General features: G+C 38.1%; 23 protein-coding genes and 1 pseudogene. 6 read left to right on the top strand and 18 right to left on the bottom strand.

Annotation, left to right across the window (positions count from 1 at the left end; all coding sequences use genetic code 11):
* From RT445_RS15000 to RT445_RS14970, 7 genes are all read right to left on the bottom strand, one after another.
* The coding region (locus tag RT445_RS15000; RefSeq protein WP_313470790.1) for a PIN/TRAM domain-containing protein at positions 1 to 860 on the bottom strand (860 nt) is incomplete at its 3' end.
* A gap of 281 nt (positions 861 to 1,141) precedes the next feature.
* Positions 1,142 to 2,518: a DNA repair protein RadA gene (gene radA / locus RT445_RS14995; RefSeq protein WP_312506402.1), complete on the bottom strand. Its 1,377-nt coding sequence runs from the start codon at positions 2,516 to 2,518 to the stop codon at positions 1,142 to 1,144.
* A 91-nt stretch (positions 2,519 to 2,609) separates the two neighbouring features.
* The gene (locus RT445_RS14990) at positions 2,610 to 5,054 is read right to left on the bottom strand and encodes an ATP-dependent Clp protease ATP-binding subunit (RefSeq protein WP_274794977.1); all 2,445 of its coding nucleotides are present in this window, start codon (positions 5,052 to 5,054) and stop codon (positions 2,610 to 2,612) included.
* The gene (mcsB, locus tag RT445_RS14985; RefSeq protein ID WP_274794978.1) at positions 5,044 to 6,153 is read right to left on the bottom strand and encodes a protein-arginine kinase McsB; all 1,110 of its coding nucleotides are present in this window, start codon (positions 6,151 to 6,153) and stop codon (positions 5,044 to 5,046) included. The genes RT445_RS14990 and mcsB overlap by 11 nt, the downstream gene beginning before the upstream one ends.
* Complete coding sequence (locus RT445_RS14980; RefSeq protein ID WP_274794979.1) at positions 6,150 to 6,692, bottom strand: UvrB/UvrC motif-containing protein; 543 nt, start codon at positions 6,690 to 6,692, stop codon at positions 6,150 to 6,152. Before RT445_RS14980 ends, mcsB begins: the two co-directional genes overlap by 4 nt.
* A 13-nt stretch (positions 6,693 to 6,705) precedes the next feature.
* Positions 6,706 to 7,176: a CtsR family transcriptional regulator gene (locus RT445_RS14975; RefSeq protein ID WP_274794980.1), complete on the bottom strand. Its 471-nt coding sequence runs from the start codon at positions 7,174 to 7,176 to the stop codon at positions 6,706 to 6,708.
* A 267-nt stretch (positions 7,177 to 7,443) separates the two neighbouring features.
* Positions 7,444 to 7,749: a DUF4870 domain-containing protein gene (locus tag RT445_RS14970; protein WP_274794981.1), complete on the bottom strand. Its 306-nt coding sequence runs from the start codon at positions 7,747 to 7,749 to the stop codon at positions 7,444 to 7,446.
* A 120-nt stretch (positions 7,750 to 7,869) separates the two neighbouring features.
* Between RT445_RS14970 and RT445_RS14965 the strand changes: the two genes are divergently transcribed.
* Entirely contained in the window at positions 7,870 to 8,556 is a 687-nt protein-coding gene (locus tag RT445_RS14965; protein ID WP_312506401.1) for a class I SAM-dependent methyltransferase, read from the top strand.
* A 37-nt stretch (positions 8,557 to 8,593) separates the two neighbouring features.
* Entirely contained in the window at positions 8,594 to 9,556 is a 963-nt protein-coding gene (gene corA, locus RT445_RS14960) for a magnesium/cobalt transporter CorA (protein WP_312506400.1), read from the top strand.
* A 56-nt stretch (positions 9,557 to 9,612) separates the two neighbouring features.
* On the opposite strand, the gene RT445_RS14955 is transcribed toward corA, so the two are convergent.
* Positions 9,613 to 9,822 carry a hypothetical protein gene (locus RT445_RS14955; protein ID WP_274794984.1) on the bottom strand — a complete coding sequence of 70 codons (210 nt, stop codon included), beginning with the start codon at positions 9,820 to 9,822 and terminating at the stop codon, positions 9,613 to 9,615.
* 86 nt (positions 9,823 to 9,908) lie between these two features.
* Between RT445_RS14955 and RT445_RS23685 the strand changes: the two are divergent.
* Positions 9,909 to 10,646 (top strand): annotated as a pseudogene (locus RT445_RS23685) (protoglobin family protein); the annotation flags it as partial.
* 168 nt (positions 10,647 to 10,814) lie between these two features.
* Entirely contained in the window at positions 10,815 to 11,411 is a 597-nt protein-coding gene (locus RT445_RS23680; protein ID WP_396631746.1) for a methyl-accepting chemotaxis protein, read from the top strand.
* 48 nt (positions 11,412 to 11,459) lie between these two features.
* On the opposite strand, the gene RT445_RS14945 is transcribed toward RT445_RS23680, so the two are convergent.
* From RT445_RS14945 to adh, 5 genes are all read right to left on the bottom strand, one after another.
* On the bottom strand, positions 11,460 to 11,939 hold the full coding sequence (locus RT445_RS14945) for an acyl-CoA thioesterase (protein ID WP_274794986.1): 480 nt from the start codon (positions 11,937 to 11,939) through the stop codon (positions 11,460 to 11,462).
* Positions 11,940 to 12,007: 68 nt separating this feature from the next.
* Positions 12,008 to 13,435 carry an aldehyde dehydrogenase family protein gene (locus RT445_RS14940; RefSeq protein ID WP_312506398.1) on the bottom strand — a complete coding sequence of 476 codons (1,428 nt, stop codon included), beginning with the start codon at positions 13,433 to 13,435 and terminating at the stop codon, positions 12,008 to 12,010.
* Positions 13,436 to 13,476: 41 nt separating this feature from the next.
* Positions 13,477 to 14,445, bottom strand: coding sequence for a DUF4003 family protein (locus RT445_RS14935; protein WP_312506397.1), 969 nt, complete (start codon positions 14,443 to 14,445; stop codon positions 13,477 to 13,479).
* Positions 14,446 to 14,806: 361 nt separating this feature from the next.
* Positions 14,807 to 15,166 (bottom strand): DUF779 domain-containing protein, encoded by a 360-nt coding sequence (locus RT445_RS14930; protein WP_274794989.1) that lies wholly within the window; start codon positions 15,164 to 15,166, stop codon positions 14,807 to 14,809.
* Positions 15,167 to 15,187: 21 nt separating this feature from the next.
* Entirely contained in the window at positions 15,188 to 16,708 is a 1,521-nt protein-coding gene (gene adh / locus RT445_RS14925) for an aldehyde dehydrogenase (protein WP_312506396.1), read from the bottom strand.
* Between the two features lie 241 nt (positions 16,709 to 16,949).
* Between adh and rluF the strand changes: the two genes are divergently transcribed.
* Both rluF and RT445_RS14915 read left to right on the top strand, forming a co-directional pair.
* Positions 16,950 to 17,651, top strand: a complete 702-nt coding sequence (rluF, locus tag RT445_RS14920) for a 23S rRNA pseudouridine(2604) synthase RluF (protein ID WP_274794991.1) — start codon at positions 16,950 to 16,952, stop codon at positions 17,649 to 17,651.
* A 24-nt stretch (positions 17,652 to 17,675) separates the two neighbouring features.
* Complete coding sequence (locus RT445_RS14915; RefSeq protein WP_312506395.1) at positions 17,676 to 18,395, top strand: DUF6904 family protein; 720 nt, start codon at positions 17,676 to 17,678, stop codon at positions 18,393 to 18,395.
* A 40-nt stretch (positions 18,396 to 18,435) separates the two neighbouring features.
* On the opposite strand, the gene RT445_RS14910 is transcribed toward RT445_RS14915, so the two are convergent.
* The 5 genes from RT445_RS14910 to RT445_RS14890 all read right to left on the bottom strand — a co-directional run.
* Entirely contained in the window at positions 18,436 to 18,933 is a 498-nt protein-coding gene (locus RT445_RS14910; RefSeq protein WP_274794993.1) for a cupin domain-containing protein, read from the bottom strand.
* A gap of 116 nt (positions 18,934 to 19,049) precedes the next feature.
* Positions 19,050 to 19,757 (bottom strand): ABC transporter ATP-binding protein, encoded by a 708-nt coding sequence (locus RT445_RS14905; protein WP_048395515.1) that lies wholly within the window; start codon positions 19,755 to 19,757, stop codon positions 19,050 to 19,052.
* A complete protein-coding gene (locus tag RT445_RS14900; protein WP_274794994.1) occupies positions 19,757 to 20,536 on the bottom strand; it encodes an ABC transporter ATP-binding protein in 780 nt (259 codons plus the stop codon). Before RT445_RS14900 ends, RT445_RS14905 begins: the two co-directional genes overlap by 1 nt.
* A complete protein-coding gene (locus RT445_RS14895) occupies positions 20,536 to 21,471 on the bottom strand; it encodes a branched-chain amino acid ABC transporter permease (protein WP_274794995.1) in 936 nt (311 codons plus the stop codon). Before RT445_RS14895 ends, RT445_RS14900 begins: the two co-directional genes overlap by 1 nt.
* A gap of 12 nt (positions 21,472 to 21,483) precedes the next feature.
* On the bottom strand, positions 21,484 to 21,837 hold a 354-nt coding region (locus RT445_RS14890), incomplete at its 5' end, for a branched-chain amino acid ABC transporter permease (protein ID WP_396631808.1).

Genomic DNA, 21,837 nt, shown 5'->3' with positions numbered 1-21,837 from the left:
AAATCATTAATATTTAATACCTTCACATGGTGTAGCTCACAGACCTTATTAAGGTTAAAATCATTCGTGACAATTTGCGTGTCGTTACCCATTTTCTTTGCAAGTCGTACGAGCTTTAAATCTACTTCTTGTACATCCTCAAAATCCTCGTCCGTTATCTCAACTTTTGTCTTACGCTCATCTTGGAGTTTTCTTAAAATATCTAAACCACGACGACCTCTTGTGCGTTTTAACGTATCAGAAGAATCCGCAATATGCTGAAGCTCCGTGAGGACAAATTGGGGTACAACTAGGATACCTTCTATGAAGCCTGTTTCTGAAATATCCGCAATACGACCATCAATAATAACGCTCGTATCTAGCAGCTTATAGCTCCCTCGTACTTCTGGGATCTCAGCACCTTCAGTAGCTTTTTTCTTTGTATTATTACTCCGTAAGGTAAAAAGCTGTATTAATTCATCTCTTTTTCTAAAACCAAGACGAAAGCCTAAATACCCTAATACAAATGACAGGATAATAGGGAGTACCTCTGTAATAACAGGAATTTGCACACTATCGATAGCAAAGCCTAAAAAATAAGCGACTATAAGGCCAATTATTAAACCAAGCGTACCAAATAATAAATCTCCGACAGGGACCTTAAACAGGACCTCTTCCATCCAGCTAATGAGCTTCACAAAATAATCGGAAAATGCAAACGAAAGGGTAAAAAGTAAAAGTGCGCCTAATGCTACCGATACGTAAGGATTATCTAGCCAAGGATTAGATGATAGATGAAGCAATTCGTATAATGGCGGTAAGAAAACAAGGCCTAATGCTCCTCCAATCAGTAAAAACGCAATTTGAACAAATTTTTTCACAAGCTGTCACCTCCTATTGTTAGTTAAGATTATACATAGTTTACAGTAGAAAATCTTTCATCAGGTCATCAAATATCATTATTTTTAATGTTCCTGAACTTAGATAAATTATTTACATAAAATTCTTCAAACATCCATTTTAGTTTGTTTTATATTATTTCTTCATAACTCTTTTCTTACTATAAACAAGGACGTTTATCCCCTTACTTGAGTTTCCGAATTCATCGTCAAAAATGAAGGAAAAAATGCATGTCAGAATAATATCCAACATGCACATTTTTTTACAACTCTCTGAAGCAGGCATTAAGCGCATCTTTTATCGTTTCTACACCGACAATTTCAATTCCCTGTGGAAAATCCCAACCACCAATATTAGATGCGGGAATAAAGGCTCTTTTAAAACCTAGCTTCGCTGCCTCAATAACACGTTGTTCTATACGGGATACACGACGCACCTCACCTGTTAGCCCTACTTCACCAATAAAACAGTCCGTTGCTCGTACTGCTTGATCCTTAAAACTAGAGACAATGCTAGTTAAAACAGCTAAATCAATAGCTGGCTCATCCAGTTTGACGCCACCAGCAACTTTAATATATGCGTCCTGGGCTTGTAGCATGAGACCCATCCGCTTTTCTAGTACTGCCATTAGTAGTTGCACGCGGTTTTGGTCAACACCAGTAGCCATACGTTTAGGATAGTTAAAGCTTGTAGGTGTAACTAAAGACTGAATCTCAACAAGAATTGGCCTTGTCCCCTCCATCGATGCAACGATAGTTGAGCCCGCAGCTCCTTGTGAGCGCTCCTGCAAAAATAGCTCAGAAGGATTTAAAACTTCTTTTAAACCTCCTTGAAGCATCTCAAATATCGCAATTTCATTTGTGGAGCCAAAGCGGTTTTTTTGGCTTCGTAGAATACGATGGTTATGATGTCTTTCCCCTTCAAAATACAATACGGTATCCACCATATGCTCTAAAATGCGAGGCCCGGCAATTTGTCCTTCTTTTGTTACATGTCCAACTAAGAAAATTGCAATACCCTTTGTCTTAGCAATTCTCATAAGCTCTGCTGTACATTCACGGACCTGTGAGACACTTCCTGGTGCACTCGTTACCTCTGGATGGAAGACCGTTTGAATCGAGTCGACAATGACAAATTTCGGCTGTACTTCATCAATTGTTTGGTTTAAAAATTCAAGGTTCGTTTCGGAATAGATGTAAAGCTCCTGGGAAACAACCCCCAAACGCTCTGCGCGTAACTTCGTTTGACGAATGGATTCCTCACCCGAAATATAAAGTACACGATGCCCCTTATTCGAAAGTAAAGCCGAAACTTGTAATAATAAAGTAGATTTCCCTATCCCAGGATCACCACCTATTAACACTAGAGAGCCCGGTACGATGCCACCACCTAGAACGCGGTTCAATTCGCCCATTTCCGTCGCAACACGGGATTCTTCAGTTGCTTCAACCTGTATAATCGGAAGGGCTTTCTGGGTTACTGTAGCAGAATGTTGAAATGCGCCACGTGGTCCTTTTGCTACGACTTCTACTTCTTCCACCATTTTATTCCATTCTCCACATCCTGGACATCTACCCATCCATTTAGCAGATTCATAGCCACAGCCCGAGCATACGAATTTCGTTTTTTTCTTCGCCAAATTCTTTTCACCTCGAATATTTGTTCTTATCATCAATTGTACAGAAAAAAAGACAGCTTGGCACCTAAAGCCTCGCTGTCTTTACATGAAATTATTTAGAGATAGAAACTCCCTCTTTTTTCTTCACAACAAATTCATCATTTACATAATCAATGACTACTTGATTACCCTTTTCTACGTTACCTTTAAGCAATTCTTCGGATAATCGATCCTCTACTTGTTTTTGTAATGCACGGCGTAGTGGACGCGCACCGTATTGAGGGTCATAGCCTTCCTCTGCAATTTTCTCAAGGGCTGCATCTGTTAGCTCTAACGAAATATCTTGCTCTTTTAAGCGTTTCGTTAATGCATTGCCCATCATTGCAATGATCTCTTTTAAATGCTCTTTTTCTAATGAGTGGAAGACAATCATTTCATCGATACGGTTTAAGAACTCTGGGCGGAATGCTTTTTTCAATTCTTCTAGCATTGTACCCTTCATGTCTTTATGTTTAGATGCAGCACCGCCTACATTGAAACCAAGGCTCTTTTGATATTTTAAAGCATCAGCACCAACGTTAGATGTCATAATAACCACTGTATTGCGGAAGTCTACAACACGCCCCTTAGAGTCTGTTAAACGACCATCTTCAAGAACTTGCAGAAGAATATTGAACACATCAGGGTGTGCTTTTTCAATTTCATCTAATAATACTACTGAATAAGGTTTACGACGAACTTTTTCAGTCAGTTGACCACCATCATCGAAGCCTACATAGCCTGGAGGTGAACCTACTAGGCGTGAAGTCGAATGTTTCTCCATATATTCAGACATATCGACACGTATCATAGCATCTTCATCACCAAACATTACTTCAGCAAGCGCTCTTGCAAGCTCTGTTTTACCAACACCTGTAGGTCCTAAGAAGATAAATGAACCGATTGGTCGTTTTGGATCTTTTAAGCCTGCTCTTGCACGGCGGATTGCACGGGAAATGGCCTCTACCGCTTCTCCTTGCCCAACAACACGTTTGTGTAATTCCTCTTCGAGTTGTAACAACTTCGATGATTCTTCGGAAGCAATTTTAGCTACCGGGATTCCTGTCCACATCGATACTACTGCTGCAACATCATCCACAGTCACTTTTGATTCGGCTTTGCCTTGCTCTTCTTTCCAATTTTTCCGAGTAGCTTCAATTTCATCTTTCAGCTTTTGCTCTGTGTCTCTTAGAGATGCTGCCTTTTCAAACTCTTGGCCCGATACGGCTGCATTTTTTTCCGAGCGAACATTTTCAAGCTTATCTTCAAGTGCCTTTAGGTTTGGTGGCACTGCAAATGAACGTAAGCGTACTTTAGAACCAGCCTCATCAATTAAGTCAATCGCTTTATCTGGCAAGAAGCGGTCAGAAATATATCTGTCACTCATTTTTGCAGCTGCTTCGATTGCTTCATCTGTTATTTTTACGCGGTGATGTGCTTCATAACGATCACGTAAGCCTTGAATAATTTGAATCGCTTCTTCTACTGTTGGTTCATCCACTTGAATTGGTTGGAAACGACGCTCTAATGCTGCATCCTTTTCAATATATTTACGGTATTCATCAAGCGTAGTTGCCCCAATACATTGAAGCTCGCCTCGTGCTAAAGATGGTTTTAAAATATTGGATGCATCAATCGCACCTTCTGCACCACCAGCACCGATTAATGTATGCAATTCATCGATAAATAAAATAATATTACCAGCTTGGCGAATTTCATCCATTACCTTTTTCAAACGGTCCTCAAATTCACCACGATATTTTGTACCAGCAACGACAGTTCCCATATCGAGCGTCATCACTCGCTTGTCACGAAGGATTTCAGGCACTTCGTTATTTATAATTTGCTGTGCTAGCCCCTCCGCAATAGCTGTTTTACCAACACCAGGCTCACCAATCAATACAGGGTTATTTTTAGTACGACGTGATAAAACCTCGATGACACGTGTAATTTCCTTACTTCGACCAATAACAGGGTCTAATGTACCTTCACGTGCAATTTGTGTTAAATCACGTGCTAGGCTATCTAATGTTGGAGTATTGGCAGCTTGTGCTGCTTGTTGTCCAGATTGTGCATTATCGTTATTACCTAGTAGCAATAGTACTTGTTGACGTGCTTTATTTAAACCGACACCGGCGTTATTTAGGACACGAGCTGCCACCCCTTCTCCTTCACGAATAAGGGCTAGTAGCAAATGCTCCGTGCCGATATATGAGTGACCTAATTTACGTGATTCGTCAACTGATAGTTCAATTACTTTCTTAGCTCTTGGCGTATAATGAACAATTGGGCCAACGTCTTCTTTACCCTTACCAACTAACTCTTCAATACCAGCTTCAATTCTTTGAGGACTAATATCAATAGCTTCTAACGCTTTTGCAGCAATACCGCCGCCTTCACGTATAAGCCCTAATAGAATATGCTCTGTGCCAATAGATTCGTGCTTCCAACGAATAGCCTCTTCTTGAGCAAGCTGTAATACTTTTTGCGCGCGTTGTGTAAAACGATTAAACATCATATAAATCCTCTCCTTTTTCCCCATTTATAGGCTTATTCGTATATTCTCGAGATAACGCCTCACGAAGCATTTCTGCTCGTACACGATCTCGTTCAGCAGGGGGCAGTGCCTCGCCTGCATAGTGCTGTAAAAAACCTGGTTGCATACTGACAACACACTCATTTAACGTTGTTGCATGAATACCTGCAATCAACTCTAAATCCACACCTAGACGAACATTAGATAGACAGGTAGCTGCTTCCTCACTTGTTAAAATTCTCGCATGAGTTAGAGTACCTAAAGCTCGATATACTCTATCTTCTAGAGCAAGCTCCGCTTTTTCCATCAATTTACTTCTTGCATGTCGTTCTTTCTGAATAATCTTTTCAGCGACACTTTGGATATCTGCTAAAATGTCCTCTTCTGTCTTACCAAGAGTAATTTGGTTAGACACTTGATAAACATTGCCTAAATTTTCGCTGCCTTCTCCGTATATACCTCTTACAGTCATGCCTAAGCGTGTCATAGCATTAATAATTTGATTCATTTGTCCCGTTAAGGTTAGGGCAGGTAAATGCATCATGACGGATGCTCGGAGACCCGTACCAATATTCGTCGGACAACTTGTTAAATAGCCAAATGTATCTCGGAAGGCGTAAGGTAATACCTTCTCTAGAATACGATCAATTTTATTTGCTTGTTCATAAGCACTTTGAAGTTGAAAACTTGCTGTCATACATTGAATGCGCAAATGATCTTCTTCATTCACCATAATGCTAACGGATTCATCTTCAGAAAGTAGGATAGAGCCCACTTGTTCTTTTTTAGCTAATTGCGGACTAATTAAGTGCTTTTCGACAAGAATTTGACGCTGCAAAGGTGTTAAATCCTTTATAGCAAAATAAGCATAATCATTTTGAAGCGTTGGGCTATCACTTACTGCATGTGTAACTGCCTGCTCCACTTGCAATGCTTCATTCTCTGAGAATGCCAGCGGAAAACGATAACCATCTAAATTTCGAGCAAGGCGAATACGTGTACTAATGACAATATCTGAATAATCATCCTCGATATGCATCCAAGATGGCGTCGCACGCTCTAAAAATGATTCAATCATCATGTCACATCACCACCTTCAAATTGCAGCTGCTTCTCTAACTCTTTGACTTCATCTCGAAGCTTAGCCGCCTCTTCAAATTGTTCTTCATCAACAGCCGATTTCATTCGCTTACGAATATCCTCAATTTGCTTTTTAATTACATACACATTACTGCGAGCGCCAGGCATTTTTCCGATGTGTTGGGGTCCTGCCTGGATGCGATTAAAGAGCTTTGGTAAATGCTCACTAAATGTGTCATAACAGCTTGGGCATCCAAATTTCCCTTCTTTTAAAAATTGTTTATACGAAAATCCACATTGTGGGCATGTTTGCTGTTGTGGTTGTACTTGTTGTTTTTCTCCAACCTTTTGCCACGTTGGTGAGCCAAACCAGTTTGATAATAACTGTTGTATAGAAACTGGCTCTTGTTTAAATTCTGCATGAAATGGATGGAACTGTGAGGCGCAGACGTCACAATAATGGTGCTCCACCTTTTGCCCATTTTGAACTTGTGTTACTGTAACTGTTGCATTACGTTGTTTACAATGTTCGCATATCATTCCCATCACCTCACTATTTTTGCTGTTCATATTTGATTGTTGTCAGCATCGCTCGCAATATTTTTGATCGAATGGTATCTCTTAGAGGGAGATGTAAATCGATCGTTGAGCGATCAATTGCTGCTAACATTAATTTCGCTTCTCGTTTTGAAATTACCTGCTCATCGATAAGCCGATATATTAAATCCTCTGCCATCGTTTGTGAGGCTCCACCTTCAATTTGCCTGAGAACATCATCGATTAAATCAATCTGTGAATTCGCGCGGACACGTAAAATTCGAATGTATCCACCACCACCACGTTTGCTCTCAACAAGGTAACCTCGCTCGGCAGTAAATCTTGTATTAATGACATAATTTATTTGTGATGGGACACATTGAAATTTATCAGCAATCTCACTACGTTTAATTTCAATATGCCCTTCTCCACCTAATTCAAGTACTTGCTTTAAGTAACCTTCTATGATGTCTGATATATTACGCATTTTAGGAATACACCTCGCTTGCTTCACTGACTTTGACTATCTTTGACTTTCTTTGAGTATATTATACAAAACGCTTGAAAATAATTGCAATGATTTCGCCCATAGAAAATGAAAAGTACTGAAATTGGCTATTTTATGCTCTTGAAACTAGCTCTTTTTTTATCATATCTGTTCGGTTTTCTATTTCCTCATACACTTAATGTACCCTTATTAGCCATAGAAAAAACGCAAGCATATGCAACTAGCATATACTTGCGTTTATAAAATTTATACCCAACGTCCAACTATTGGATAACGCCAAGGTTCATCAGACAGTGCTTTAACGATACCGATAATCGGTACAACAAATAGCATAATGCCGAAAATAAGTAAAAACGGTAATCCAATAAGGACAAAGCTTAAAACAACAGAAATAGCAATTAAAACTCCCATAACGATTTGGAATAGCAATGCTTGAATGGAAATTGCTTTCACTTCCTCATCAGAACTAATTAAGAAGAAAATAATGGGTACTAACCATGGCGCAAAAAATGCACTAGCGTGTATGATTACTTTAGACCATTTACTCTCCATATATATCAACCCTTTCTTATCCTTTGTTTATGTTTTATGTACTTCTATTTACGGAACTATACCCGTAATAGTTTCACATTGAATTGGATTTTTAAAAATTTTTTTGGAAGGCAGTGATGCATGATGGAATTTAACAATACTTTAGCAAATGAATATGAAAAAGGTATTCGTCGTACTTTACCAAGCTATGATGCAATGCTTCGTTTAATACAAACCTTTTATCATTCTACATTGCCTGAAAAGGCTGAGATTTTAATCGTAGGTTCAGGAAGCGGCAACGAGATTTTACAACTTGCAGAAGGCAGACCCTTTTGGTCATTTACTGGCATTGATCCCTCAGAATCCATGCTCAAAATAGCTAAAGAACGTTTAAAATCACTAACCAATAGGATGTCATACCATCAAGGAACAATACTAGATACTCAGTTATCTACTGAAAATTATGATGCAGCCAGCCTAGTACTCGTCCTTCATTTTATTCAGGATTATGAGGATAAGCTATCGACATTGAAAGAAATAGCAAAACATTTAAAACCCGGTGCCCCCTTTGTCCTTGTCTCAAAATATGGTGAACCCGGTTCGATCGAAACAGAGCTTCAATTTGATTTATGGCGTTCCTATTGGTTACAACATACAAAGCTTTCGGTATCCGATGTAGCAGAAATGGAAAAATCCATTCGCTCCCTTTCCTTTATGCGAGAAGAAGATATTGTGACATTGTTACAGAAAGCGGGTTTTATAAAACCTAGTAGATTTTTTGCCACTACTTTGTTTGGTGGATGGGTATGCTTTAAAGAGGAGCATTAAATAAATATTTTGTAGTAATAACTTTGAGGTGAAAGCTGTGATAAGCACCATTGGCATTACAAAAAAACAACAACTACTAAAAGATTTCCCTTTGGAAACTATACATCAGCAAGAGTTTGAATGGTATTGGGTTGATTTTAACTGTCCTACTGCAGAGGAGGAATCCTTGCTGGATTCATTTTTTCATTTCCACCCGCTAGCTATTGAAGATTGCTTAATGCGCTTACAGCGTCCAAAGCTCGATTTTTACGATGATTTTCATTTTTTTGTTATTCATCGATTAAACGAAGAGACATTAGGAGCGGAAGAGGTAAATATCTTTGCCTCTAATAAATATATTGTGACATTCCATAAGAACCCTGTACCCGAAATAGAGAGGGTTCAAAAACTTTTGGAAAACCAGCCAAAGAATTGGGAACGTGGCACTATTTACCTAACTTATCAAACTATAGATAAAATCGTTGATAGTTATTTCCCTCTTGTTTATAAAATTGAGGATCATTTAAATGCACTAGAAGGCGAGCTTACATACCAAAGCAATGTAAATGCTATGAAGATTGTCTTCGAATTTCGAAGCGATTTGCTTGACTTAAGACGTACCATTTTACCAATGCGTGACCTTTTATATCGGGTGCTTAATTCTTATCGATTTTCATTAAATAAATCAGAACGAGCTTATTTTGGAGATATCTACGACCATTTACTTAAATTAACAGAAATGGTTGAATCCAATCGAGAACTTACAGCAGATATGCGCGATAGTTATATGGCCATGAGTTCAAGTCGTATGAATGGTATTATGATGACTTTAACGATTGTGTCGACCATCTTTATACCGCTAACTTTTATTGCTGGCGTCTATGGGATGAATTTCGATAATATGCCTGAACTTCACGGTCAATATAGCTATTTTATTGTACTTGGCATCATGATTATTATCGTTATCTTTATGCTTGCTATCTTTAAACATAAAGGCTGGTTTAAACTTTTTAAACCATAAGGACAAAAAACTGCTCGTTTTTTTTGGAAAAAACGAGCAGTGCTATTTATCTATTGTTAATACGGCCCACGATCATCAATTTTATTTTCCCCTTGTTGCGGGAATAAGAAGTATGCTAATACCCCAGACCCTAAAGTTGCACATACAGCAATTAATAATTGCTCAACATCTGGTACCTCAGCATAATAGTTTCGTAACATGTAAATGGAACCAATTGCGACAATAACCATGACTGGAATAACAAATTTAAAACGTTTTTTCTCCATGCAATACCTCCTCTATTTCTTTTTTACGAACAATTAGTAGCTGTTTAAACAGTTCGTATTTTACAGGTTTCCTCATTTAAATTCAAATGTACTTTGCCACAAAACGGTCTGATAATAAAGTAAAAAATAAAGAAATATCCAAAATTTTATCCAAATATTCAGCAATTAATAGTAAAATAGATTTAGTACCAATTATTTATCAAATTTACAAAACAAACATTTCAAAAGTACTTTTTACTTTCAATTTATTATGGATATTAAGAATGGAGCAAACAATAATGAGTTGGTTTTCAAAAAAAAGCAGTTCTAGCTACTCAATTTCATTAACACCAGAAATTTTTAAGAGCGATGTAAAACTAGATGTATTGAATCATCCAAATCTCCAAAAACAGTTACAACTTTTAAACTTAACGATTGAGGATTTAGCGATTATTAAGCAACTACAACCTTTAGCAAAGGACTTAATCCCTGCAATGGTGGAGCAATTTTATGTAGCCATTAGTTTGAGCCAAGATTTACTTGATATTATTAATAGAACTTCGCATATTGATCGTTTAAAAATTACATTACATAAACATTTAAGTGATATTTTTGAAAGTCATATTGATAATGCCTATATTGCCGAAAGAAAAGCAATTGCTGAGGCTCATGTGCGTATTGGGTTACAATCAAAATGGTATATTGCATCATTCCAATCACTCACTTCTACCTTCACAAATTTTGTGAATGAAGTAGATCTTTCAAAAAAGGATGCTATTCGTGCCATAAACGCTTTTTGTAAAATCATTAATTTTGAGCAACAACTTGTAATTGAGGCCTATGAAAAAGAAGAAGAACGTATTCGTACAGCTGCCGATGCAACAAAAAATGCACTTGTTACGACCATTCAAAGTACTGCAGAGGAGCTTAATGCGATTAGTGAAGAAACAGCCGCTTCACTACTAGTAATTTCCTCACAAACTGATGATATTGCTGTCGCGACCAAACAAGGGTTGAGCTTCGTTGCAGATACTCAAGAAAAATCAAGACGTGGTCAACAGCAGCTTAAAGAACAAAATGATTTAATCCAAGTTATATTGCAAAGTGTTAACAGTCTTGAGGTAACGATGAATCAGCTACGTACCTCTTCTCAAAAAATATCTGAGATTGTTGGACTTGTTACAGGCATTGCTGATCAAACAAATTTATTAGCGTTAAATGCATCGATAGAGGCTGCTCGGGCTGGAGAACACGGTAAAGGATTCGCAGTAGTAGCCGAGGAAGTACGTAAGCTTGCTGAGGAAACAAAAAATGCCGTGCAGAATGTTTCTCACCTCATTAAAGAAACAGAAAGTAATATTACAACCATGGCTAGTTCTGTTATCAACGTTGATCAAAAAATTCAGCATAGTGTCAATACACAAGAGAATTTATCCAAGTCATTTAATGATATTGCAGATGCTGTTGCAGGGATTCAACAGCAATATGTCAATACATCTAGAGATATTTCAGCCATCTCTAATTTAATTACTGAATTATCACAAGGTGCTACCCTTGTTTCTTCATCTTCTGACTCGCTCATTAATGTCGTCAACGAACTAAATATGTAAAATAACAAAGGGAGCCTCACTATTTTAATAGTGGAGCTCCCCTTGTACTTAGTGTGGCAATGCACGTTTTTGTTTACGGTGCTCTCGTCTTGCTGGCCCTGTTTCAAATAAACGCTTTTCCTCATCTGTTTCAGGGTAAATCGCAGGAACCGGTACTGGTTTCCCTTTCTCATCTACCGCAACCATCGTAACAAATGATTCTGTCGTTAATTTTTCCTCACCAGTCTCAATATTGCGAGAAACAACGCGAACATAAACCTCCATTGAAGAACGTCCTGTAGACGAAACAATACTCTCGATTTCAAGAATATCTCCTACATGTGCGGCTGATAAAAAATCAACCGAATCGATAGAAGCCGTAACTACAAGTCCCTTAGCATGTTTCATTGCTGTAATAGCAGCGATTTCATCAATATAAGCTAACACTCTTCCGCCAAATATAGAATTGTGATTATTAGTGTCTGGGGGTAATACGAGACGCGATTGAACCGTACGTGATTGGCTCATAGGTACAGCGTTGTTTGGCATAATTCATGCAACTTCCCTTCATGTATGTTCTGTCGTCATCGTATCGCAGAAAAAGAGCTGATGCAAATCTAGAATGACTTTTTCATCGAAATAAATTTCATATCTGTCATTTCTTCAATTGCCCACTTAATTCCTTCACGTCCATAACCACTCATTTTCACTCCACCATAAGGCATGTTATCTATCCTGAATGTCGGAATATCATTAATAATGACAGCACCAGCTTGCAATTCGTCTGCTGCATAAAGGGCGTCGGATAATATATTCGTGTAAATACCTGCATTTAAACCAAGGTCCGACTCGTTCACAAGTCGAATCGCGTCGTCTAATGTTTCATATGAAACAATTGAGACGATTGGTGCGAATGTTTCCTGACAAACAATTTTCATATCAGCAGTGACATTCGTCATAACAGTCGGTGTTAAAGAACGTTCTGTAAACACACCACCAGTTGCAATCACTGCACCTTGTTCCTGAGCTTCCTTAATCCAATCCCTAATTCTTACAACTTCATTCGGATTAATCATCGCACTAACATCGGTATTTTTATCTAATGGATCTCCTACTATAAGTTTTTCAGTTTCTGCAACAAATGCTTTAGTAAACTCATCAACTATAGAAGAATGGACATAAATACGTTGTAATGAAATACATACTTGTCCCGCAAAATTAAAGGCCCCGCTCACACAGCGACTAATAATTTTATCGATTGGCGTCGATGGTTCGACAATTACCGCTGCATTAGAACCTAGCTCTAATGTTATTTTACGCAGGCCTATTTTTTCCTTAATTTTCAAACCTACTTTACCACTACCTGTAAATGTTACCTTTTTGACATAAGGATGTGTAACAAGTGTATCACTAAGCTCACCACCACTTCCTGTCACAATCTGTAGCGCTCCGTCCGGTAATCCTGCTTCACGAAAAATATCAGCCATGACAATAGCACTTAATGGTGTTTGCGTTGCTGGCTTTAACACTACCGTATTACCCACTGCGAAAGCCGGGCCTAATTTATGTGCTACTAAATTGAATGGAAAATTAAACGGTGTAATGGCAGAAATAACGCCCAACGGTTCGCGCTTTGTCCATCCTATACGATCCCCTGCTCCAGGTGCTGCATCCATCGGCACAGTTTCACCCTTTGCCTGTTTTGCGCCTTCTGCTGCAAATTGATAAGTTGCAATGGTGCGGTCGATTTCTGCTATTCCAGCTGTTATCGGTTTTCCTGCCTCTAATGCTAAAATCTCGGCCAATTCATCTTTACGTTGTCGCATTATATCAACGACTTTATATAATATTTCGGCACGCTCGTAGGCTGTTGTTTTTTTAAACAATTGGAATGCCTGCTGTGCGCCTTCGATCGCTCTTTTTACATCTTGAATCGATGCTTTTGCTATATGAGCAATAACCTCACCACTATATGGAGATGTTAGCTCATAGCTTTTCTCTGTATCTTGCCACTGACCATTAATCCACAGTTTTGTTTCCTTCATCCTTGAATGCACCTCCAAATAATATGTTCCTTCTTATTCTATCACGAAGAACTTGAACTAGAAGCAATGGCGGCTGCACTAACCGCTGCCATCATCGCAGCTTGCTGTGCTTGAATTAATAATTCAATGGAAGACATAATGGTCATGGATAGAGATTTTTGCACCTTCGCCATGTCGTAAATGGAAATTTGTACAGCCATAAACAGGACAAATTCGCGGTGCCATTTTAATAATTTCAAATCCTTTAATTCATGATGAAGATCAATGATATCTTGTAGTTGTGTTTTATTAAGATTTAGTATGGCCAAAAAACCAAGTAAAGGATAGTGCATAGCCCTGACCTTAATATTTTGCTTTTTGAGCGTATCTCTTAGCATCACAACATTTGGTACTAGTTGACCATCAAATTGAGGTGATAAAAAAGTTAATACTTGCGATAGCCATTGAAGCTCATTACCAGCGTTAAAATTATAGGTTCGTAGTTCTTTATAGTAGCGATTCATTGTTTCTGCACGTAACTCACCATCATCATTGGAGCTACTTAGCAATACTGCATAAGGAATATCTTCATAAGATGTTAAAAATGGATGGTGTTTACGGATTGCATCGAACAAAGATCTAGCTGCCTGTGCATGTGCTTTTTTATCCTTTTCATCCTCTGTCAAAAATTGTGCTCCGATATAGCTAAAATTGCCACTTCTAAATTTCGCGTCCCTTAAGATACTCACATTTGTTAATAAATCCTTTACGGCCTTTTCAACATTTTCTTGTTCCATTAAATTAGCAGCAATGCTGTATCCAACTGTTGATCGTAAAGGAGACATCCACGACGACTGCTTCTTCATCTCTTGCAATACACTTTTATACTTCGCTGTATCAAACGTTTTCCCTGACGCAACAAATGTACTAGCAATAGCTAATATAATTTTACGGTCCACTGTCCAGCCCGCAGCTTTGGATACTTCCTCTACTGTATTGGTAAATGTATTTTCAATCATCACGTAATCCATATTTAGCACACTCCTTTACTCATTTTACGTTACATATTGTGAGAAAGATTCACACGCTTTGTAACAATTAACATAAAAAGTAAACTTAATTTAATGTATGTTACTTAATTTATTTGTTTTAATAGGAAATATTAGTAACTATAAAAAGGGGGATTGACGATGATAGGAAAAACCACCAGGAAACTATTATTTACTATGACCTTAAAGGATCGATTAAAACTATTTTTATTATTAAGAAATTCATCACATAATATTGATTTACATACTCTTTTCCATAAAAATTAAACACAATTTAGCCTCATTAATCTTTGAATCAAGATAAAAAACAGCGGCAGAATTCTTTGCCGCTGTAACATATTTGTTAAATTAACCCTAGCTCCTGTAACTCTTCTGGTGTGAAGGCTCTTGACCTTGTTAGAAAACGTTTTCCTTCTACGCCCTCAAGCGAGAACATACCACCTCTTCCATCCACCACATCCAGTATGATTTGTGTATGCTTCCAGTAATCATACTGATTTTTGTGCATGTAGAAAGGAGAACCACCAATTTCTCCAAGACAAACATCCTGATCACCTAAAAGTAAATCACCCTCTGGATAGCACATAGGTGAGGAGCCATCACAGCATCCCCCTGATTGATGAAACATAACAGGTCCATGTTTCTCTTTTAAAAGTTCGATTAGTGCCAGCGCTTCTGTCGTAGCTAATACACGTTCAACCACGCTCATGCACCTCCCTACAAATTAGAAGAAACCAAGTTTATCTTCGCTGTAGCTAACTAATAAGTTTTTCGTTTGTTGGTAATGAGCAAGCATCATTTTATGGTTTTCACGACCAACACCTGACATTTTGTAGCCACCGAATGCAGCATGTGCAGGATAAGCATGGTAACAGTTTGTCCAAACACGGCCTGCCTGAATTTCACGACCAAAACGGTAAGCTGTATTAATATCTCTTGTCCAAACACCTGAACCTAAGCCATATAATGTATCATTCGCAATTTCGAGTGCTTCCTCTTTCGTCTTAAACGTAGTTACTGCAACAACTGGGCCAAAAATTTCCTCTTGGAAAATACGCATTTTATTATGTCCTTTGAAGACAGTTGGTTTGATGTAGTAGCCGTTTTCGAAGCCTTCACCTACATTATTTTTCTCTCCACCAATTAAACATTCTGCTCCTTCTTGCTTACCAATATCTAAATAAGAAAGGATTTTTTCCATTTGCTCGCTTGAAGCCTGAGCACCCATCATCGTATTTGGATCAAGTGGATTGCCAACTTTAATGGCTTCAACTCGCTGTATTACACGTTCCATAAATTTATCGTAAATAGACTCCTGAATTAATGCTCGAGAAGGACATGTACATACTTCCCCTTGGTTTAGTGCAAATAATACGAAGCCTTCAACTGCTTTATCTAAAAAGGCATCATCTTTATCCATAATATCTTCAAAGAAGATATTTGGTGATTTACCACCCAACTCTAATGTAACTGGGATAAGGTTTTGAGAAGCATATTGCATAATTAGACGGCCAGTTGTCGTCTCCCCCGTAAAGGCAATCTTCCCTATACGTGGATTAGATGCAAGCGGTTTCCCTGCTTCTAATCCAAATCCATTCACAATATTAATAACACCTGGCGGTATTAAATCTTCTATTAATTCTACAAGCACCATAATAGATGCCGGTGTTTGTTCTGCAGGTTTTAATACAACACAGTTACCAGCTGCAAGTGCCGGCGCAAGCTTCCATACTGCCATTAATAGCGGGAAGTTCCAAGGAATGATTTGACCAACTACCCCTATTGGCTCATGGAAGTGATAAGCAACTGTATCGTTATCAATTTGGCTCACTGAGCCTTCTTGAGCACGTAATGCTCCAGCAAAATAACGGAAATGATCAATTGCAAGAGGGATATCTGCATTTAATGTTTCACGTACCGCTTTCCCGTTATCCCATGTTTCGGCAACGGCTAGTTTTTCTAAATTTTGTTCGATGCGGTCCGCGATTTTAAGTAAAATGTTTGCGCGTTCTGTCGGTGATGTTTTGCCCCATGCATCTTTAGCAGCATGTGCTGCATCTAGAGCAAGTTCAATATCCTCAGCTGTGGAACGTGCTACTTGTGTAAAAACTTGTCCAGTAACAGGAGTAACGTTATCAAAGTACTGACCCTTCGTTGGAGGTGTCCATTCGCCACCAATATAATTATCATATTTCTCTTTGAATTGAACTACCGATCCTTCAGTGTTTGGAAATGCATAAACCATTTTACTTCTCCCCTTTACACAAATTAATGAGAACTATCTACAAAAATCGTTATTTTATGTCGGAATAACAATATTTTTATAGAAACCCTCTCACCTAATATATTGTCAGAAACATAAAATAATTTCAACTTTTTCAAAAACTTTTCCAATTAATTTATTTTTGCTAGAAAAGCTTCTAGAATTCACTGTATCCATGGCGTTAATGTATACTTAACAATAATATAAAATTTAGGAGAACATTATGCGTATTAATAAATATTTAAGTGAAACAGGAATCATATCACGTCGTGGTGCTGATAAATGGATAGCTGATGGAAAAGTAACGATTAATGGAGAACTCGCAACAGTTGGTAGTCAAGTTGAGGATGGGGATATAGTTTGTGTTGATGGAAAAGAGGTAAAGAAGGAACAACAGCTTGTCTATATTGCTCTCAATAAACCTGTCGGCATTACAAGTACAACAGAGCGCCATATAAAAGGCAATGTCGTTGACTTTGTCAACCATCCTTTGCGTATATTCCATATTGGACGTTTGGATAAGGAATCAGAGGGATTATTGTTATTAACCAATGATGGGGATATCGTTAATAAAATTCTACGTGCTGAAAACCATCATGAAAAAGAGTATATTGTTCAGGTGGATAAGCCTATAACAGAGCAATTTATCAAAAAAATGGGAGCGGGTGTCGATATTTTAGATACCACTACATTACCTTGCCAAGTTGAAAAGATTTCGGACAAAGTTTTTAAAATTATTTTAGAGCAAGGCTTAAATCGTCAAATTCGCCGAATGTGTTCTGCACTCGGTTATTCTGTTAAACGTCTACAGCGTATTCGTATTATGAATATCAAGCTTGGCAATTTAAAAGTCGGTCAATGGCGTGATTTGACAGATAAGGAACGAGCAGAGCTTTTCAGACTACTCAACTACACACCAAAATAAAATATTTAAGGGAGGACGGGGACTATGTTAGCTATTCAAAGTACAGAGCAACTCACAGGGGTACGAATTAGTGCCGATTATTGGGATTTAGACGAATTAATCAACGCTATTTATAAGGTAACTGGGGACGAAAACAAATACTATGATTATCAGGGTCCTCGACTACGTATTTTAAGCGTTTGCTACAAACTAAGACATGCTATGCTCGGTGAACATCACCTCGAGTTTGTCGGTAATGGACTTAATAAGAATGTCCTTACCCAACATGAACTGATCTTCCCAAATAAAAATGTTTATTTTGCCACAGAAATTCTTTGGCCAGAAATAATCTTTTGTGCCATTGCATTAAATGATTTTATTGATTTACACCAAAAATTAAACAAAGCGGCTATGTGGAATAATGAGATGGCTATTATCCGCAAGTTTCAAGCAGCTATTGCTAATTGTTTAGAACAAGAAGTTAATGAGGAAGATTATATGGTTTTTTTAAGAATGCTTCATACTAAAAATCCGTTAACCTTCCGCTTTGCTACACAGTATGTGGATGTTCTGAATCTAGAATATATCCAATTAAGTAAAGAGGAACGTCAAGCACATTTAGCTGCATTTGCTGTACGCTTGCTGGTAGAGGACCATGAATATGTTGCTTTAAAAGCCCATCTAATGGAAGCAGCGATTGCGACTAAACAAGCGTTACATGATATTCAAATTCAGCTCAATTATCCTGAAGAGATATTATGGTAAAAAAAGATGCCGTCTCATAAGCAATGAGACGGCTATTTTTCTACATGATTTTTTTGTATGCCATTTTACGAATAACTTCCTCATGCTGAGGATAATCCGCTAAAAGCTCCTCTTGTGTAAATAATTCAAAATCCTCAAAATCAAAACCAGGTGCTACCATACATCCAACTAAACTAAACGTATCAGATTCCTCAACTGATGAGCCAAAAATTGTATTTTTCGGCACTGCAATTTGTGGTACTTCTCCAGCTCCTACGTTCAAGCCTAGCTTCTTCGCCTCATATGTACCATCTGGAAAGATCATATGTACTGTTAGTGGGCTTCCTGCGTGATAATACCATAGTTCGTCTGATTGCAATCGATGTAAGTGTGATATATCTTGCGATCGTAATAAGAAATAAATACTAGTGTAAATTGGTCTCTGAACATCTCTCACTGCTATATTATCTGAAGCACGAAATGATGATACATAATAACCTCCTTCTGGATGTTCGGCTAAATTTAATTGTTTAATAAAATATTGTGCTGAATACTTCAAAAAGCATCTCTCCTTTTTTCCACCTTACCAAAAAATAAAGTAAACATGCTACTTTTGATTATTTAATAACAAGGAAAACCAAAAGGGCATCTCATTTCTGAGACACCCTTCTAATTTTATAAGCCACCTAAATAAGCCGCTTTTACTTGCTCGCTCTCCTGAAGCTCTTTTGCCGAACCAGATAAAACAATACGTCCCGTTTCAAGTACATAAGCACGGTTAGCGACAGATAAGGCCATATTCGCATTTTGCTCTACAAGGAGTACAGTTGTACCCTCTTTATTGACTTGCTCAATAATATTAAAGATGTTTTTAACCATCAATGGTGCAAGTCCCATGGAAGGTTCATCCATTAATAGTAGCTTTGGCTTCGCCATTAAAGCACGCCCCATTGCGAGCATTTGCTGTTCCCCACCCGACAATGTACCTGATTGCTGCTTGCGGCGCTCTAATAGCCGTGGAAATAACTCGAAAACATGATCCATATCTTTTTTAATACCTGCTTTATCATTTCTTAGATATGCACCAAGCTCTAAATTTTCCTCCACTGACATATTGGCAAAAACACGACGACCTTCAGGAACGTGAGAAATCCCCGACTTCACAATGGTTTGAGCAGCTTTCCCGGCAATAGAAAAGCCTTCATATTCAATAATGCCACCTTTGGGCTTCAATAAACCTGACAATGTCTTTAACAACGTACTTTTTCCAGCACCATTTGCACCGATTAACGTTACAATTTCACCCTCGTTTACTTCTAAAGAGAGGCCCTTTAATGCTTGAATGTTGCCATAAAAAACATCTATATTTTGTACTTTTAGCATTAGCCGATAACCTCCTCGCCAAGGTACGCTTCAATTACCTTTGGATTGTTGCGGATTTCTTCTGGTGTCCCATCAGCGATTAATTGTCCATGATCGAGTACATATATGCGTTCACAAATACCCATAACTAGGCTCATATCATGCTCAATAAGCAAAATTGTTAAGCCAAACTCTTTACGAATAAAAGCAATTAACTCCATTAAATCATGTGTTTCCTGTGGGTTCATACCTGCTGCTGGCTCATCTAATAAAAGGAGCTTTGGCTTTGCTGCCAATGCACGAGCAATTTCTAAACGACGCTGCATCCCGTATGGTAAATTTTTTGCTAGTTCATCTTTATAGACGTCTAATCCAAAGATTTTTAAGAACTCTATGGATTGAAGCTCCATTTCTGCCTCACCTTTGAAGTGGTTGGGCAAACGAAAAATTGAAGACCACATTGAATGCTTAGCAAGCGAATGGTTGGCTACCTTAACATTGTCTAAAACAGATAGCTCTTTAAAGAGACGAATATTTTGGAATGTACGACTAATCCCCTTTTGTGTAACTTGGAATGGTGCAAGTCCATTTAATTTCTTACCATCAAAAGTAATAGTGCCTTCTGTCGGTGTATAAACTCCCGTCAACATATTAAAGCTAGTTGTTTTCCCTGCACCGTTAGGTCCAATAAGCCCTACCAATTCGCCTTGATTAAGGTACATGTTAACTCCCTGTACCGCCTTTAAACCACCGAATTGAATACCCATGTTTTCAACATTGATAAGAAGGTTTCCAGTCATTATTTCGTACCTCCTTTTTTACCAAACTTAAATAAATCAGTAATTTCTTTTGTTCCCATTAAGCCTGTTGGACGATAAAGCATTACGATAATTAAAACTAAACTATAAATGATCATACGAGTCTCTGGGAAGTTTGCTAGATACGTAGATACTACTGTTAGGAAAATCGCAGCAATCACTGATCCTGAAAGACTACCTAACCCACCCAGTACAACATAAATTAAAATATCAAAAGACTTTAAGAAGCCGAAAGTCGTCGGCTGAATAATATAAAAGTTATGGGCGAAGATAGCTCCAGCTAGACCGGCAAAGAAAGAGCCAATCGCAAATGCAACAACCTTATAATAAGTTGTATTAATACCCATAGCATCTGCTGCAATCTCGTCTTCACGAATGGAAATACATGCACGACCATGTCGAGAATTTGTAAAGTTTGAGATAACTAGGATGGTTAACACTACACCAAAGAATGCATACGTCCAGTTAGATAAATATTTAACCTGCATCCCTGCTGCACCACCAACATAATCCGTATTTAAGAAGATAATACGAATAATCTCTGCAAAACCTAGTGTGGCAATCGCTAAATAATCACCTTTTAAGCGAAGAGTTGGAATACCTACAATAAGACCTGCAATGGCTGCTGCAACTGCCCCTAATAAGATAGCCAGTGGGAATGGCAACATTAACTTTGTTGTTATGATAGCTGATACATATGCTCCCACAGCAAGGAACCCAGCATGCCCAATCGAGAATTGTCCAGTAACCCCAATAACAATATGCAAGCTGACAGCCAACATGATGTTAATACACATAGTAATCAACATATTTTTATAGTACATATCAATTACTTCAGTCGTAATTAACAATTGTACAACGGCATAGATGACTAGCGCTATTACGGCATAGCCCCAGAAAACTTTAGACTTTTTCATAAAACCGCTCACCTACACTTTCTCACGGGCGTTTTTACCAAAGATACCCGATGGTCTGAAGATTAAGATTAAAATTAAAATAACGAATGCTGCAGCATCACGCCATAACGAGAAGCCTAAAGCACTTACTAATGACTCTACAACACCTAGTAACATACCACCGACCATAGCTCCAGGAATGATACCAATTCCACCAAGAACAGCTGCGATAAATGCCTTAACTCCTGGTATTACCCCCATTAACGGGTCAATTTTTGTATAATAAACACCGAAGATAACACCTGCTGCACCAGCTAAAGCTGAACCAATAGCAAATGTTGCAGAGATTGTATTATCAACGTTAATGCCCATTAAACGAGCTGCATC

Origin of the sequence: Lysinibacillus sp., assembly GCF_032093475.1 — a bacterium.
GTDB lineage: Bacteria > Bacillota > Bacilli > Bacillales_A > Planococcaceae > Lysinibacillus > Lysinibacillus irui.
This window is presented reverse-complemented; position numbering and strand designations above follow the sequence as displayed.

Excerpts from the sequence above, each read along its gene's own strand:
- RT445_RS14990 (WP_274794977.1), bottom strand. The coding sequence starts at position 5,054 with ATGATGTTTAATCGTTTTACACAACGCGCGCAAAAAGTATTACAGCTT.
- mcsB (WP_274794978.1), bottom strand. The coding sequence starts at position 6,153 with ATGATGATTGAATCATTTTTAGAGCGTGCGACGCCATCTTGGATGCAT.
- RT445_RS14980 (WP_274794979.1), bottom strand. The coding sequence starts at position 6,692 with ATGATATGCGAACATTGTAAACAACGTAATGCAACAGTTACAGTAACA.
- RT445_RS14975 (WP_274794980.1), bottom strand. The coding sequence starts at position 7,176 with ATGCGTAATATATCAGACATCATAGAAGGTTACTTAAAGCAAGTACTT.
- RT445_RS14970 (WP_274794981.1), bottom strand. The coding sequence starts at position 7,749 with ATGGAGAGTAAATGGTCTAAAGTAATCATACACGCTAGTGCATTTTTT.
- RT445_RS14965 (WP_312506401.1), top strand. The coding sequence starts at position 7,870 with ATGATGGAATTTAACAATACTTTAGCAAATGAATATGAAAAAGGTATT.
- RT445_RS14955 (WP_274794984.1), bottom strand. The coding sequence starts at position 9,822 with ATGGAGAAAAAACGTTTTAAATTTGTTATTCCAGTCATGGTTATTGTC.
- RT445_RS14945 (WP_274794986.1), bottom strand. The coding sequence starts at position 11,939 with ATGCCAAACAACGCTGTACCTATGAGCCAATCACGTACGGTTCAATCG.
- RT445_RS14940 (WP_312506398.1), bottom strand. The coding sequence starts at position 13,435 with ATGAAGGAAACAAAACTGTGGATTAATGGTCAGTGGCAAGATACAGAG.
- RT445_RS14935 (WP_312506397.1), bottom strand. The coding sequence starts at position 14,445 with ATGGATTACGTGATGATTGAAAATACATTTACCAATACAGTAGAGGAA.
- adh (WP_312506396.1), bottom strand. The coding sequence starts at position 16,708 with ATGGTTTATGCATTTCCAAACACTGAAGGATCGGTAGTTCAATTCAAA.
- rluF (WP_274794991.1), top strand. The coding sequence starts at position 16,950 with ATGCGTATTAATAAATATTTAAGTGAAACAGGAATCATATCACGTCGT.
- RT445_RS14915 (WP_312506395.1), top strand. The coding sequence starts at position 17,676 with ATGTTAGCTATTCAAAGTACAGAGCAACTCACAGGGGTACGAATTAGT.
- RT445_RS14905 (WP_048395515.1), bottom strand. The coding sequence starts at position 19,757 with ATGCTAAAAGTACAAAATATAGATGTTTTTTATGGCAACATTCAAGCA.
- RT445_RS14900 (WP_274794994.1), bottom strand. The coding sequence starts at position 20,536 with ATGACTGGAAACCTTCTTATCAATGTTGAAAACATGGGTATTCAATTC.
- RT445_RS14895 (WP_274794995.1), bottom strand. The coding sequence starts at position 21,471 with ATGAAAAAGTCTAAAGTTTTCTGGGGCTATGCCGTAATAGCGCTAGTC.